10 protein-coding genes are annotated in these 15399 nt (G+C 70.8%); 4 read left to right on the top strand and 6 right to left on the bottom strand.

What is annotated here, in order from left to right:
* The coding region (locus A5780_RS06315) for an SPFH domain-containing protein (protein ID WP_064907974.1) at positions 1–832 on the bottom strand (832 nt) is incomplete at its 3' end.
* Positions 833–916: 84 nt separating this feature from the next.
* Between A5780_RS06315 and A5780_RS06310 the strand changes: the two genes are divergently transcribed.
* A complete protein-coding gene (locus tag A5780_RS06310; protein ID WP_197521669.1) occupies positions 917–1432 on the top strand; it encodes an NUDIX domain-containing protein in 516 nt (171 codons plus the stop codon).
* Positions 1433–1444: 12 nt separating this feature from the next.
* Here the strand turns inward: A5780_RS06310 and A5780_RS06305 are convergent, their stop codons facing one another.
* A complete protein-coding gene (locus A5780_RS06305; protein WP_064906818.1) occupies positions 1445–2272 on the bottom strand; it encodes an SDR family NAD(P)-dependent oxidoreductase in 828 nt (275 codons plus the stop codon).
* 67 nt (positions 2273–2339) lie between these two features.
* Positions 2340–3911, bottom strand: coding sequence for a succinic semialdehyde dehydrogenase (locus tag A5780_RS06300; RefSeq protein ID WP_064907972.1), 1572 nt, complete (start codon positions 3909–3911; stop codon positions 2340–2342).
* A 132-nt stretch (positions 3912–4043) separates the two neighbouring features.
* On the opposite strand from A5780_RS06300, the gene A5780_RS06295 reads away from it, so the two are divergent.
* Complete coding sequence (locus tag A5780_RS06295; protein WP_030517664.1) at positions 4044–4748, top strand: TetR/AcrR family transcriptional regulator; 705 nt, start codon at positions 4044–4046, stop codon at positions 4746–4748.
* A gap of 15 nt (positions 4749–4763) precedes the next feature.
* Here the strand turns inward: A5780_RS06295 and recD are convergent, their stop codons facing one another.
* The 3 genes from recD to recC all read right to left on the bottom strand — a co-directional run bounded on the left by recD (position 4764) and on the right by recC (position 13758).
* Positions 4764–6644, bottom strand: coding sequence for an exodeoxyribonuclease V subunit alpha (gene recD / locus A5780_RS06290; RefSeq protein WP_064906815.1), 1881 nt, complete (start codon positions 6642–6644; stop codon positions 4764–4766).
* The gene (locus A5780_RS06285; protein ID WP_064907989.1) at positions 6641–10006 is read right to left on the bottom strand and encodes a UvrD-helicase domain-containing protein; all 3366 of its coding nucleotides are present in this window, start codon (positions 10004–10006) and stop codon (positions 6641–6643) included. The genes recD and A5780_RS06285 overlap by 4 nt, the downstream gene beginning before the upstream one ends.
* Positions 10007–10302: 296 nt before the next feature.
* A complete protein-coding gene (recC, locus tag A5780_RS06280; protein ID WP_064907971.1) occupies positions 10303–13758 on the bottom strand; it encodes an exodeoxyribonuclease V subunit gamma in 3456 nt (1151 codons plus the stop codon).
* A gap of 364 nt (positions 13759–14122) precedes the next feature.
* Here recC and A5780_RS06275 point away from each other — a divergent pair, with 364 nt between their 5' ends.
* Together A5780_RS06275 and A5780_RS06270 are read left to right on the top strand one after the other, a co-directional pair.
* Positions 14123–14329, top strand: coding sequence for a hypothetical protein (locus tag A5780_RS06275; protein ID WP_062965071.1), 207 nt, complete (start codon positions 14123–14125; stop codon positions 14327–14329).
* A 126-nt stretch (positions 14330–14455) separates the two neighbouring features.
* Positions 14456–15346 carry a tat pathway signal sequence gene (locus tag A5780_RS06270; protein ID WP_082857486.1) on the top strand — a complete coding sequence of 297 codons (891 nt, stop codon included), beginning with the start codon at positions 14456–14458 and terminating at the stop codon, positions 15344–15346.
* Positions 15347–15399: the final 53 nt, after the last annotated feature.

Raw genomic sequence — 15399 nt, 5'->3', positions numbered from 1 at the left:
CGGCCTGCATCGCCGCGCCCATCGCCCCGCCGCCGGGATTCTGCGCGGCGGCGAGCATCGCGTCGGCCGCCTGCACCTGCTGATACCGGTTCGGATCGCGCACGTTGTCGGCGAAACCGCCGGCCTCGACACCGCGGGCCACGCCGCGGGTCATCGCCTGCTGGATCTCCTCCGGCAGCGAGATCGTCATGGTGACCGCGTCGACCCCCAGTCCGAACGACGCCACCCGCTGCGCCACGAATTCGCGCAGCTTGTCGGACAATTCGACCTGACGCCCCTGCAGATCGATCGCGCCGAGCCCGGTGGCGAGCACCATGTCGGAGAAGGCCAGCGCGACGGTGCGCCGCAGCAAATCGGTGATCTGCTCCATGTCGACCACGCTCTCGGTGCCGATCACCTGGCGCAGGAAGACGGCCGGGTCGACCACCTTCACGATGGTGGTGCCGTTGGCGCGGACCTGCACCATGCGGAAGTCGGGATCACGGACGGTCACCGGTTGCGGTGTGCCCCAGCGGAAATCGGTGACCGGCCGGGTGTTGACGAAGTACACCTCCGACCGGAACGGGCTGTTGAACCCGTGTTTCCACCCCTGCAGGGTGGACATGATCGGCATGTTCTCCGTGGTCAGCGCGTAATGGCCGGGCTCGTAGCGGTCGGCGAGCTGCCCCCGGTAGACGAAGACGGCCTGCTGGCCCTCGCGCACGATCAGTTCGGCGCCGTTCTTGATCTCGTTGTCGTAGCGCGGGAACCGCCACGCCAGCGTGGAATTCGTATCGTCGAGCCATTCGATGATGTCGACGAATTCGCCACGGATCTTGTCCATCAGGCCCATGCGTACTTCCGTCCTCCCTCGGCGCATTCCGCCGCGCAGAGTATGGCACAAACGGATTCGCTTCGGCCGCTAGCATGGGGCCTTGTGGAGCAGCGATACGTGCGCAGGTCGGGACGGGTGATCCTCGCGGACGCCGACGACCGGATCCTGCTCATCGCCTATCGCGGCACGCTGGATCCGCTGTACTGGATCACGCCCGGCGGCGGCATCGACGCGGCGGAATCGCCGGCCGAGGCGGCGGCCCGGGAACTGGGTGAGGAGACCGGATTGCGAATCAGCGCAGCCGATCTCGGGCCGCAGGTGGCGGTGGCCACCGGGCATCTGGACATCCCGGGATGGCTGTCGGGTTTGTTCCGTGAGGACTATTTCTTCTACCGGCTGCCCACCAGCGGCACCGATCCGGACACGAGCGGGCTGCTGAGCTACGAAAGCACCGCCATCGACGAATTCCGCTGGTGGAGTGTCGGCGAGCTCGCGAGCACCGACCAGCAGGTGTATCCGCTGGGTCTCGCCGGGCTCCTCGGCGAGCTGCTGGCGGGGCGGATTCCGCCGGAGCCGGTCACGCTGCCGTGGCGTGACCGGCGCGACGAAGCCTCGTGAATCGGCCGCGTCTCAGGACTTGCGACCGGTGAATTCGTCCATCGAGTGGTAGACGCCCACCTTGTTCAGGTAGAAGTCGCGCACCTTCAGCGGCAGCAGACCGGAGATGGCGCGGTTGAGCCGCGAGGTCCACGGCAGCACGACCAGCGCCGCACCGTTCTTCATCTCCCGCCACGCGGTGTCGACGACCTCTTCCTGCTCCAGGATCGGCGTGAACCAGAAACCCTTGGCGCCGTTGAACATTCCGGTGTTGATGTAGGTCGGGCACACCGTGGTGACCTTCACGTGCTCGTTGCCGGACTGCTCGAGTTCCAGGCGCACCGAATCCGACCAGCCCAGCGCCGCCCACTTGGACGCGGCGTAGACGCTCATGCGCGGATTGGACACCAGCGCCGCCGAGGAGGCGATGTTCAACACCCGCGCCGGGGTTTTACGCTGCACCATCGCGGGCAGGAATTCCAGCGCGATGTACATCGGCGCCAGCGAATTGATCGCCATCGTCTTGTCGATGTCGGCGCGGTTCTCGGTTTCCCAGAAGTAGCCGTTGCCGCGCACGATGCCGGCGTTGTTGACCAGCACGTCGATATCGCCGACCTCCGAGCGCACCGCGGCCGCGGCGTCGATGATCGACTGCTGGTCGGAGACGTCGACCACGTAGTGGTGCACCCGGCTCACCGATCCGGAGGACAGTTCGGCCGCGGTCTGCTTCAGCGCGGTCTCGTTGACATCCCACAGCACCACGTCGGCGGCCTGTTCTCGCACCGCGCGCTGGGCGAAGGATTTGCCCAGGCCCATCGCCGCGCCGGTGATCAGTACCCGCTTGCCCGCGACCGTATCCATATCCGTTCCTCTTCCTGCCTACCCGAGTCCCTCGTGCCCGAAGTCCCCTGTGCCCGAGCGGGCGAGATCATTTCTGCCGCAACGCCTTCATCACGCCGAAGTAGAGCGTCATGGTCTTCGCCCACAGCGCTTCCGACATGCCCGGCAGCGGCGCGAGCGGCAGCGCGCGCTGGACCGCGATGGTTTGGGTGTCGACGTATTTGAGGAGCCCTTCGGGACCGTGGCGGCGGCCGCTGCCGGAGATGCCGAGCCCGCCGGAGGGGGCCGCGACACTGCCCCACGCCGCGATGAAGCCTTCGTTCACGTTGACCGACCCGGCGTGGATGCGGGCGGCGATCTCGCGGGCGCGTCCGGTATCGCGGCTCCACACACTGGCATTGAGGCCGTAAGCGGTGTCGTTGGCCTGGTCGACGGCCTCGTCGTCGCTGTGCACGCGGTAGATCGAGACGACCGGGCCGAAGGTCTCCTCGCGATAGACCGTCATACCCGGGCGCACCCCGGCCAGCACCGTCGGCTCGTAGAAGTACGGCCCGAGGTCCGGGCGCGCGCGGCCGCCGGCCAGCACGGTCGCCCCCTTGGCGACGGCGTCCTGCACATGTTCGGTGACCGTGTCGAGCTGGCGGGCGAAGGTCAGCGACCCCATCTCGTAGGAGTAGTCCAGCGCCGAACCCAGCCGCAAAGACTGTGTGGCGGAGGTGAATTCGCTGACGAACCGATCGTAGACACGGTCGTGCACATAGATGCGCTCGATGGATTCGCACAGCTGCCCGGCCGAGGCGAAACAGGCGCGCACCGCGATCTTGGCGGCCGCGCTCACGTCGGCGTCGGCGAGCACCAGCAGCGGATTCTTACCGCCCAGTTCGAGCGAGTAGCCGATCAGCCGCTCCCCCGCCTGCCGGGCGATGGTGCGGCCGGTGGCGCTGGAACCGGTGTAGTCGACGTAGTCGGCGCGCGCGATCACCTCGCCGCCGATCACCGAACCGCGGCCCAGCACCGCCTGCCACAGGCCCGCGGGCAGTCCGGCGCGTTCGGCGGCGTCGATCGCCCACAGCGCGGTGAGCGCGGTCTGGTTGTCCGGGCGCGCGACGACCGCGTTACCGGCCATCAGCGCGGGCAGCGCGTCGGAGGCAGCGAGGGCCAGCGGGTAGTTCCACGGCGAGATCACCGCGACCACACCCTTGGGCCGGTTGCGGACCTCGACCTTGGTCAGCACCGGCAGCACACCGCGCGGGGTGCGCGAGGCCAGCAGCCGTTCGGCCGCGGCGGCGTAGTAGCGGGCGTTGACCGCCACGTCACCCACCTCGTCGAAGGCGTGCACGCGGGACTTGCCGGCCTCGGTCTGGACGATGTCGAGGATGGTGTCCTGTTCGGCCAGGACCAGGTCGTGGAACCGGCGCAGCACCGCGGCGCGTTCGCGCACCGGAACCCGCGCCCACTGCTGCTGGGCGCTGCGGGCGGTCGCGAAGGCGGCGTCGATATCGGCGGTCGACGACTGCGGCAGATCGGCGATCTTCGCGCCGGTGGCCGGGGCGAAGATCGCCACCGAGGGGGCGCCACCCGCGGTGGCGTGCGCGAGCAGGCGGTCCACCAGCTCCTGCGGCAGGGCCGGGGCGGCGGCGAGGTCTGGGGCGGTCGTCATTGTCGGCCCTCTCGGTCGGCAGGCGCTCAACAATTTGTTGAACACCAGTGTTAGATTAACACCGATGTTAGATTAATGGGGCGATGCCGGGCCATGTCAAGTCCGCACGACCGATCAGGGAGGTACCACGGGATGCCGCAGGACGGGGTGGTCACCACTCACAACGGCGCCGCTCGCCGGGGCCGGCCGCCACAGACGCGCGCGCAGGCCGACGAGGTCCGCTCCCGCATCGTCACCGCCACCGCCGCGGTGTTCACCGAATTCGGTTCGCGCGGACTGAGTGTCGCGCGGATCATCGACCAGGCCGGAATCTCGCGGCCCACCTTCTACCGCTATTTCGCCAACGCCACCGCGCCGCTCGATGTGGTACTCACGCAGTCCAACGAGGGCCTCGTGGGTGGCATCCGCAAGGCGTTGGAAGAGTCCGACGAGCCGGTGGCGCTCGGCATCGGCATCATCGACGCGTACCTGGACTGGGCCCGCGGGCACGGGCCGATGCTGCGGCCGGTGTTCGCGGAACTGCACGATCCGGCCTCACCGGTCTCGGCATACCGGGAGCAGGCCTTCGACGACATCCGCGCGCTGGTGCGAGAGAAGTTCGCCGTGCTGGACCGGCAACTGCCGGCGCCGCTGGACCTCGACACCGCGCTGCAGGTCTGCGCATTCGTGGTCTACCAGGTGTCGCTGGCCACCGCGCCGGGCGCGGACCCGGATCCCGATGCGGTCGCCGAGGCCCGGCTGACGATGATTCGCACCGTTCTGGTCACCCTGGGGCGGCGCGAGGATGTCGAACTCGCCCTGACGATTCCGGGAATCTTCCTCCCCGTGCAGGGCTGACACCGGCAGGACAGATCAGCCGCGCAACCCGCTCGCCCGCAGCACCCGCCGCGAGATCCCGGCCTCCAGTGCCTCCGCCGTGCCGATGATGCGCACCCGCTGCCGGGCGCGAGTGATCGCGGTATAGAGCAGTTCACGGGTCAGCAGCGTCGACTCCGGGCCCGGCAGCACGATCGTCACCGCACCGTACTGGCTGCCCTGGCTGCGGTGGATGGTCATCGCGTACACCGTGGTCACACCCGGGAATTGGGTGGGATGCACCAGATACGGTTCGCTGCCGCGCTGCAGCGCGGCGCGCAGGCCACCGTCGGCGGACCGCACGATGACACCGGTGTCGCCGTTGTAGATGCGGGCCTCGTGGTCGTTGGCGGTCACCAGCAAAGGCTGGCCGGGAAACCATTGTCCGGCAGCGGATTCCGTTCCGATTCCGGCCGCGGCGACCCAGCCGCCGGCCATCCGGTCCCACCGTTCGACACCGAACGGCCCCTGCCGGTGCGCGCACAGCAGGCGATGCGATTCCATCGCCTGCAGCGCGGCCGCGGCGTCGCCCGCCTCGGCGGCGGTGGTGGATTCGCGGGCGGCGCGCACCACGTCGGCACGCACCTCGGCGATGTCGTCGGGTTCGTGCAGGGACAGTTCGGTACCGCCGTCGTGCAGCAGCGCCAGCGCCGTCTCGGCGTCCCCGGCGCGCACCGCCACCGCCAGATCGGCGATCCGGCCACCGAACCGGCGGCCACGGGTGAGACGGATCATGCCGCCGCGCAAGCGGCTTCGTTCCCGTTCACTGAGATCTTCGGCGCCGGTCACCGGACCGGAACCGGTGTCCAGGATCTGCTCGAGGATCGGATTCGGCGGGCCGGCCACCGGTCCGGCGACCAGATCGGCGAGGACGGCACCGGCGTCGACCGAGGCCAGCTGGTCCGGGTCGCCGACGAGCACCAGCCGCGCGTCCGGGCGCACGGCGGGCAGCAGCCTGCTCATCATGGTCAGCGACACCATGGAGGTTTCGTCGACGACGATGACGTCGTAGGGCAGCCGGTTGTGGGCGTGGTGACGGAAGCGGGTGGTGCCGCCGCGCTGCCAGCCCAGCAGCCGGTGCACGGTCGCCGCGGTCAGTTCCGGGAGGTCGAGGTCGCCGGCCTGTTCGCGCACCGATTCCTGCAGGCGCGCAGCGGCTTTGCCGGTCGGGGCGGCCAGCGCGATGCGCAGGGGCGCGGTGTCGGCGACCGCGCGCTGGTGCGCGACCAGCAGGGCCAGGATGCGGGCGATGGTGTGGGTCTTACCGGTGCCGGGACCACCGGCGACGACCGTGGTCCAGCTGGTGGCGGCGACGGCGGCGGCGATGCGCTGGCGGTCCGGGGCGGCGCCGGGTCCGCCCGTCCCCGGGAACAGCCGGTCCAGTTCGCGGCGCACGGTGTCCGGGTCGACGAGCGGATGCCCGTGCGCACGGTCCGCCAGCACCTCGCGGATCGTCTGCTCCTGCCGGTAGTAGCGGTCCAGATACAGCAGCGGCCCGCCCTCGGATTCGACCAGCCGCAGGGGGCACAGCGGGCCGGCGGGACTGCCGCACACCAGCGGGCTCGCGCGCAACTGACCGCACAGGCTGTCGACGTCCGGCCAGGGCAGCAGAGCGGGATCGACCGGTTCCGCCTCGCCGAGATCGAAACCCTCGCCGTCGACACCGATTTCGTGCATCCGCCGCAATTCCAGGCACACCGATCCCGACCGCACCGCACGCACCGCGAGCGCGGCGGCCAGCAGGACCTGCTCCCCGGATTCACCGCCGAGCCGGCCCAGCCGCAGTGCCACGTGCACGTCGGCCGCCGACAACACCCCGGCGGTGTTGAAGGTCCGCAGCAGTCCGGTGGCGCGCTGCGCCACAGCGATCGCCGTCACCTGCTGTCCTTTCCGGCCAGCAGATCCGACAGCGCCACGATCAGCTCCGCCGGTGGGTCCCAGTCGAAGACGCCGTGGCCGGGCGGGGTCGCCGGGCCGATCATGGCGCGCACGAACAGATAGCGCACTCCGCCGAGGTGGCGAGCCGGATCGTAACCGGGCAACCGCCAGCGCAGATAGCGGTGCAGCGCCGCCGAATACAGCAGGGCCTGCAGCGGATAGTGCGAGCGCATCATCTCTTCGGCCATCCGGTCGCGCCGATAGTGCGCGACGGTCAGTTCACCGGTGCCGAGCCGGTTGGTCTTGTAGTCGACGACGAGGAAGCGGGGGCCGTCGGTCCGCAACACGGCGTCGATACTTCCGGTCAGATACCCGCGCAGCGGAACGTCGTCGAGCAGGTCGAGGGCATCGGCGTAGGTGGCGAACGGATCGTCGGACCGCAGATGTTCCCGCAGGAGAGCTCCGATGCGCCGGACGGTCACCCGCTGCGCCACCGGGTCGTCACCACCCGCGAGCGGCAGTTCGAATTCCAGTTCGTTCAACCGATCCCGGGAGCGGATATCGGCCAGCGCGACCGGATCGCACGGGGTGCGCAGCACCGCGACGAGCGCGTGGGCGAGTGCGCCGGGATCGATGTCGGCCATGAGTTGCTCGACGGCCTGTTCGCAGCGCATCCGGACCTCGGCGGCCAGATCCGGCGCGTCGGTATCGACCAGCTCGAGCACACCGTGCACGAGGGTGCCGAATTCGGCGCCGTAGGGCAGATCGTTCATCAACGACGGTGCCGCGCCGGCGAACTCGTCGTCGGACCCGAGGCCGGGACCGAGTTCCGGCGCGGGCGTCAGCGGCTCGTCGGCGCCACCCTCAACTGCCTCCGTAGCTGCGAAATCCGTTGTGCCATGCGCTGTTTCATGCGCCGACGCGGTGAGCGCCGAGTACGAGGTACGGCGCCATTCGTGGTCCACGGAGCGGGTGAATCGCGCGGCCTCGAGTGTCTTGTCACCGGTGTGGTCACGTTCGGTGCGCAGCTGCGCCTCGACCGCCGCGCGGACGGGTTCGATCTCGATCAGGCCAGGACCGGCGGCCGCGGCCCATTCGCGCAACTGCTGCAACACGATCGGATCCGCGGGCACCTCACTGCGCGCCGGCACGTCGGCGCTGCCGGGGGCGCGGCCCAGGATCATCCGATGCAGCGGTGCGGCGGCCGTACCGTAGGCCGGCGCCCACCAGGCCACCACCTGGCACTGCGCCCGAGTCACCGCGACATACAGCAGCCGCAACTCCTCCCCCGCCTCCTCGGCCTCGCAGCGGCGGCGGTGCTCGGCGTAGCCCGGCGCTTCGGGGCCGCCGACGTCCAGGACCCGTTCGTCGCCGTCGTGGAACAACAGCGTCGACGGATTGGGGTTCTTCGCGCCGTCCCACGCGAAAGGCAAGTAGACGACAGGGAATTCCAGGCCCTTGCTGGCGTGCACCGTGGCGATCTGCACCGCGGCCGCGTCGCGGTCGAGGCGGCGGCTGCGTCCCGCGACCGCGCCCGAGGCCGGATCGCGCACCCGGTCGGCCAGCCAGCGGGTGAGCGCGGTGAGCCCGAGCGATTCCCGCGCGGCGACCTCGTCGAGCAGTTGCGCGATATGCCGCAGATCGGTCAGGCGCCGTTCGCCGCCGCTCTGGGCCAGCAGTCGCGGCGCGGGCTGTGCCTGGGCGGACAGCCGGTCGAACACGGCCGCGAAACCGGAGCGTGCGAACAGCCGGGCCGCGTCGCGCAGCTGGGTGCTGAGCCGGCCCACCAGATCCGCGCCACCGGCGTCGATATCGGCCGCGGACATGCCGAGCAGCGGGGTGGTGGCCGCCAGCCGCACCCGGTCGCCGCGATGCGGTTGTTCCAGCGCCCGCAGCACCCACAGCCAGTCGGTGGCGCTGCGGGTGGCGAAAACGCTGGCGCCGCCGGCGAGGACGGAGGCGACACCGGCGCGGTCCAGTTCCGCGCGCACCAGGTCGATTTGCGCGCGGGTGCGGACCAGCACGGCGATATCACCGGGGCCGAGTGCGCGGTCGCCGATCCGCGCCCCGGATTCGAGGGTGCGGACGATATCGGCGGCGAGGTCGGTGGCCACGCGATCGCGCTGGCGGCCCACCACCGGGAATCCGCTGCCGTTCAACGCTCCGGCGCCCTGGCGGGGAAAACACCTGAGCCGCAACGGAACCGCCGCCCCCTCGGGCCCGGTGAGCCGGCTCTGCGGCCGGACCGCCGTGACCGGCGGCACCGTGATCTGCGCATGTCCCAGGGCCGCGCCGCCCAGCAGGTGATGCAGCGCCGCCAGCAGGCCGGCATCGCTGCGGCGGTTGGTGTCCAGTTCGCGACGGGTCTCGGCGTGGGCGACCGCGTCCAGATAACTGAGGACCTCGGCGCCGCGGAAGGCGTAGATCGCCTGTTTCGGATCGCCGACCAGCACCAGGGTGGTGTGGTCGTGGAAGACGCGCCGCAGAATGTCCCACTGCAGTGGGTCGGTGTCCTGGAATTCGTCGACCAGCGTCACCCGGAAGCGGTCGCGGATGCGGCGGCAGGCACGCTCGCCGTGGACCGGGTCGGCGAGCACGTCGTGCAGCAACACCAGCTGATCGTCGAAGTCGCGGATGCCCGAAAGCCGTTTGCGCCGATCGACTTCCGCGCGCACCGCGGCCGCGAACGCCGCCGCCTCGGCCGCGGGGTGATCGCCGAGCTCCTCTCCTGGAACCAGCCGCGCGCGCCGGTCCGCCACCGCGGCCGCCGCCAGCGACAGCGCCTGCCGCACCGGCATCGGGGCACCGCCACGGGCGTAGCGGGCCAGATACAGATCCTCGGCAACCGTGCTCACCAGTTCCTCGATGCCCTCGACCAGCCGCACCCGCGGATCGTGTTCGCCTGCGATGCCGAGTTCGTCGAGCATGCGCTGACAGAACCCGTGGGTGGTGGAGATGGTGCCGGCATCGAAATCCGACAGCGCGGCGACCAGCCGCCGGCGCCGCCGCGCCACCTCGGCCGGGTCGGCATCGGCCAGATGCGCGATCAGCTCGTCGGCTCCGGCGCGCGCGGCCGCCGGATCGTCGAGGGCCGCCGCGACCGTGACGAACCGCTCCCGCGTGCGTTCCCGCAACTCCTGGGTCGCCGCCCGGCTGAAGGTCACCAGCAGCAACTGCGAGATGTCGACCAGCCCCTCGGCGACGAACCGCACCGCCAGCCCGACGATGGCGTAGGTCTTCCCGGTCCCCGCGCTCGCCTCGAGCACGGTTGTCCCCGTGGGCAGGTCACCGCACAGGTCGAATTGGCCGAACGGTGCGGAGCCACCTGGACGGACGCCCCTCGAACGCAGAGCGTCGCCGATGCGCCCGGGATCGGAGGATGCACCGTCTCTGCGGTTGGACGACGCGTGGACGGGCGCCGGTTCGGATTCCACGCCGGCGAAGCGCGCGGCCACACGTCCGTCCGCATGTCGGGCCTCATCCGCCTGAGGCGCAGGACTGTGATTCTCCGCCCCGTCGCCGGACTGCACCTCATCCACGGCGAAAAGCTCTCCGGCGTCGACTGTTTCGTTCGTGGTACGAGTGTGCCGGCGGTGGGTGGTGGCGTGCGCCGCCGCTTCCGGGGTGCGCAGATCGGCGACGGGGAACAGTTCCTCGGTCATGGCTGCCCCTGGGATTCGTTGGCCAGCAGCGGATTCCACAGTCGCCGGGCCACCGAACCGAATGTGGTGGTTTCGCCGTACCGGTCCGGTTCGGGCAGCGAGGTTTCCAGTTGCTCGAAGGCCGGTTCGGGTCCCAGGATGTAGGTGAGGTAGCGGTCGGTGTGGTCGCCGAACGGGCGCGGCCCCTTCGGTCCGCCGTAGAACTCCTCCTCCGCGGCGGCGCGGGCAGAGTCGAGATCGGCTCCGCGGCAGCGGCGTTCGGCATAGACCGCCGATGCCGACGGCGCGAACGACAGCGGTTCGGCCAGGCCCTCCTCGCGCAGTTCGGCCAGCTCGCGCAGCAGGTCCGCCGCGAGCGCGGGGGCCGGTGCGGTCAGCGACGAACGCCAGGCCGGGCGGCCGAATTTACCGCGCCCGATGCTCACGGCCTGCCAGCTCTGATGGCGTTCGGTGGCGGCCAGCGCCAGCAGCCGCACCCACGCCGCCATCCGATGTTTGGGCGCGAGGCGGGAATAGGTGGCGCGCACGACCGCGTCGTCGTGCACATCGGCGACCGTCCCGGTGAGCCGCCGCCCCGATCCCAGATCCACCGCGATATCGATGGTGCGCGCCGGCGCCTGCTGCAGTGGCGCGGCGACCTGCACCAGCCGGTCGACCGTGGATTCCACCTCGGCCAGCACCGCCGCGCCGAGGCCGAAGGGCGGCAGGGTTCCGCGCCGCCATTCCGCGGCGCGCAGGGCAGCCGGATCCGCGCCGGTGAGCCGGGCCGCCAGCATGCGTTCACCGATATTCCAGGTGGCCAGCCCGGTCAGTTCGATGGGCAGGCGTTCGTCGATGTCCTCGTCCTCCTCCGGCACCCGGATGCCCAGGCGCTGCCACAGGAAGGCCCGGATCGGATGTTCGGCGAACGAGACCAGTTCCGCCAGTTCGACATCCGTGCGCGCCACGGCGGGCAGCGGGCCGGGCAGCCACGGCGGACTCGGTTGCGCGGGGCGCGCCGCGGCGCGGGCGGCGGCCAGCGCGAGAGTGTCGAAACCGAACGGGTCGCGCGCGTCGAAGTTGCTGCCGTCGTAGGCCTGCAGCGGATGACGGCGCACCACGTCACCGGTGCCGCGGTGGGCGCGCACCACATCGATCAGTTCCGCGAGCGGCGTGACCGGCGGCCGGGGCGTTCCGGTCACCGGATCGGCGCCGGTGTAGAGCACGACGAGACGGTCTTCGGCGGCGAGGACGGCATCGAGTAGCAGTCCGCGGTCCTCGCTGCGCGAATCACGTTCGCCGACAAGCGGTTCCCGCGCGGTGACGTCGTCGCCGTCGATGCCGCCGGTGCGCGGAAACACCTCGTCGTCGAGCCCGAGCAGCACCACCACCCGGTGCGGGACCGACCGCATCGGCGCCAGGCCACAGACGGTGAGCTCGCCGGTGCGGTAGTTCGAGCGCGGCGCCCGGGCCCGCGACCGCGCCCGCAGGGCCGCGATCACATCGGGCAGCCGCAATTCGGCCGCATCCGCGTGTTCGAAGGCGGCGGCGAGTTCGCGCCGCGCCTGCACGCCCTGCCAGGCCGCGGCGGCCGGCAGATCGGTGAGCAGATCGAGCGCGCGGTGCAGGATCTGCAACCACTGCCGCGCGGGTCGCGGTGTGCCGGCGGGTTCGGCCGGGGTGGGTCCGCTCAGATCGCGCACACAGACAGCGAGCCGGTCGACGAATTCGGCGAACCGCCCCGCCAGGTCCACATCGCCGGAGTCGACGTCCTCCAGCGGCAAGGCCAGATCCAGCCAGTCCTCCCCCGATTCCCCGGCGGCGACGCCGAGCAGAATCCGGTCGACGGCCGCGTTGAGGGTGTTCTGGCCGAATTCGGCGAGGCCGAAGGCCTGCCGCTGCCGTTGCCCGATCCCCCAGCGGGCGCCGGTTTCGGCGGCCCATTCGCGCAGCCGCTCGATATCGTCGTCGTCGAATCCGCAGCGGTATCGCACGGGTTCGGTCGCGGCGAGGTCGAGCACCTGGGTGACACCGACGCGTCCCTCGGCCAGAGCGAGCAGGTCCTCCAACACCGCGAGCACCGAATTCGCCGCGCCCGCACTGCGCTCGGCGGGCCGCACCCGCAATCCGTGCGCGGGATTCGCGTCGGGATCGTCGAGAGCGGCGGGCCCCTGGCCGAAGGCGGCCCGCACCAGCGGCGCATAGCCCTCTGGATCGGGGCACAGCACGATCACGTCGCGCGGTTCCAGGGTGGCATCGCGCTGGAAGAGCCCGAGCAGGACGTCACGCAACACCTCCACCTGCCGGGCTGGGCCGTGGCAGGCGTGGATCTGCACGCTGTCGTCGCCTGTGCGCGCCACCGGCACCGGCGGCCAGCAGTCCGCTCGGACGGCGTCCTGCAGCTCGGAAAGCACTGTGCCCGAACGATTCCCGGCGTCGATGCGATCTGGTTCGGGCGCATGATGCCGATCGGCGAAGTCGACGGTCGCCAGCCGGTTCTGGACTTCCCGGACGTCGCGGCCCAGCGCTCCGAGCAGCGGGTGGCGGGCGATCGGTTCGGCGACCACGCGCCGGGGAGCGGCGGGACGGGTTCGCACGATCGTCGCCGCACCCGCGGGCCCCGCACTACCTTCCTCGATCGCGGCGGGTCCGGCCGGACGGGCGAGTTCGGCACCCTCGGGGTCGGACGCGCGCAGCCGCTCCCACAGCGCCGGGCTGGGATGGACGAGCCAGATGTGCACATCCCGGTGTTCTGCCACCGCCTCCAGCACCGCGAGTTGCGCGGCCGGAATCCGGGGCAGCCCGAAGATCGAAAGCCGCTGCGGCAGATCGATACTCGCGGGATCGGTGCGCAACCGGCGGCAGACGGTGTCGAGCCGCTGTGCCGGTGCGGGGACGCCGATCGCCTCGCGCACCCGCCGCCACAGGCGCGGCTGCCACAGTAGGTCCTCCGGCAGGTCGGCGCCGCGGCCGTCGGTATCGGCGCCGTCGCCCCAGTCGGTGATCAGGGTCGGGCGGGTGGCGCCGTAGGTGTCGAACAGGGTCGCGATATGGGTCGCGGTGCCCAGCCGCCGGCCCGCCCGGTACGCCTCGGCCGGGCCGGCGCCCACCCCCAGATGCCGGGCCAGGACCGCCGCCCAGGGTTCGCCGATCGCGGCGTCCATCGCCGCCAGCACCGGCCACACCAGCCGGTCGGGTGCCCACGGGTCGGCGTCGGCGGCGATATCGGAGGCCGCGGCCGAGATGTCGGCGACCAGCGCCGCCGGGCTCGGATAGTCGATGTTGGCGGCCACGCCGTCGCCCGCCCCCGCGCCCAGCGTCACCGCGAGCCGCTGGTTGAGCCAGCGTTGCACGCCGTGCGCGCCGACCGCGACGACCTCGGCGGCGAAGGGGTCCGGCAGCGGGTGCGACAGCATCGCGGCGAGCGCGTCGGCCAGCGTGCGCGCCGACTCGGCCCGATGGATGTGCAGCACCTGCGCACCGCCTCTCTGTCCCTCGCGCGCGATCCGATGTCGCGGTGATGCGGCGCGCCCGATCCTACAAACCCGGCCACCGCACCCGGCGGCACCGACCCGTCTCGGTGCGCCGCGCCCGGCGAACGCCGTGGGACGAGCCCTCCGCAACCGACCGGGCAACGCCCGTTACCACCGGTTTGCCGCCCTTCGCAGCATCCCACCAAACATTCGGCAACACAATCGAATCCGGCCATCATGACCATTCGGCTATTGCGAACGCAATTCGCCACCGCGTGTCACCCGCACACCGGGTCCGTCGTGTGCCACAGTGCTCTGCGGGGAGGTTTTCGGGAGAAGCGGTATCGAAAGGCTGGTTCGATTCATGTCTGCGACGGTGGTCCCTCTCGTACCCAGATCCGGGTTCACGGTACGGCGATCGGGCGAGACGTGGGAACTGATCAACTCCCGGCACTACGGCCGCGGCGTGGTGCTGCACAGCTGGGCCCGCGACCGGCATTCCGAGGCCTTCGAGCACTGCTATCGGCTCAACGGCCGCAGCGTCGAGGAATTGCTCGCGGCATTCCGCTGACCTGCGCCGTTGCGCTCGACATGGCCGAAATGCGCTGGCCTGCAACGATCTCCGTGGAGCTACCACATCCGCAGGTCGAGCTCAAGACGTGCGTGATCGGCGGATTTGTGGCTATTGTGGCTCACCGTGCGTTATCCCCGGACCGCGTCCCGCGGCATTCGAACCACCCGCCTGGCCGCCGGTGCCTGCGTCGTCGCCGCCGCGCTGATCGCGGGCACCCCCGTACTGGATCCCGCTCCGGCCGCCGCCGTCCCGCTGCGTATGCAGGGCTGCCGCGACGGCTTCGACTGCGATATGAGCAGCCGGATCGCGGCGGTCGACAACTACCTGGCCTCCCGGCCCGGTGTCACCGGCTACGTGGTGCGCGACCGGGTCACCGGCGGCACCTATGCCAACGGCAGTGCCGACACGCTGTTCTGGACCGCCTCCACGATCAAGCTGGCCATCGCCGAGGATCTGCTCAACCGGGCACGCGTCGGCGCGATCACGCTGACGCCCGAGGACCGCACCCAGATGGAGTCCATGCTGGCGACCTCCAACGACGCCGCGGCGGACTTCCTGTGGAACAAGTACGCGGGCCCGGACCGGCAGGCGTTCAACAACGCCTTCCGGGCCAACGGGATGACCGGCCTGGTGCCGCGCCCGACCAACGGCAACGGACACCTGTTCCCGGACTGGGGTTTTCAGCAGTGCGCGCCGGCCGATCTGGACCGGCTGATGAACAACGTGCTCGACCACATGCACCCGGACGACCGCGGCTACCTGCTCGACCGGATGCGCAAGGTCGACACCAATCAGCACTGGGGCGTGTGGGGCGCGGGCGATGCCCTGCACCCGGGCCTGAAGAACGGCTGGTCCGACGAGAACGGCGGCTGGGTGGTCAACTCGGTCGGCTTCGCCGGGCCCGGTGAGCGCTACACCCTCGCGGTGATGAATTCCCTCGGCGACCAGGGCGGCTACACCGACGGCGAGGAGACCACCACGCATGTCGCGCAGCTGCTGTTCGCCGGACGGTGAGCAGGGCGGTCACCACCGCGACAGCGCGCTGATCGGTTCCGACGCGGCAGCGC

Origin of the sequence: Nocardia sp. 852002-20019_SCH5090214, from assembly GCF_001665865.1 — a bacterium.
Classification (GTDB): Bacteria; Actinomycetota; Actinomycetes; order Mycobacteriales; family Mycobacteriaceae; genus Nocardia; species Nocardia nova.
Note: the sequence above shows the minus strand (reverse complement) of the source record. Positions and strands in the feature narration are given on the sequence as shown.

What these genes read in the sequence shown, in the direction of transcription:
- A5780_RS06305 (WP_064906818.1), bottom strand. Translation starts at nt 2,272, where the DNA reads ATGGATACGGTCGCGGGCAAGCGGGTACTGATCACCGGCGCGGCGATG.
- A5780_RS06300 (WP_064907972.1), bottom strand. Translation starts at nt 3,911, where the DNA reads ATGACGACCGCCCCAGACCTCGCCGCCGCCCCGGCCCTGCCGCAGGAG.
- A5780_RS06275 (WP_062965071.1), top strand. Translation starts at nt 14,123, where the DNA reads ATGTCTGCGACGGTGGTCCCTCTCGTACCCAGATCCGGGTTCACGGTA.
- A5780_RS06295 (WP_030517664.1), top strand. Translation starts at nt 4,044, where the DNA reads ATGCCGCAGGACGGGGTGGTCACCACTCACAACGGCGCCGCTCGCCGG.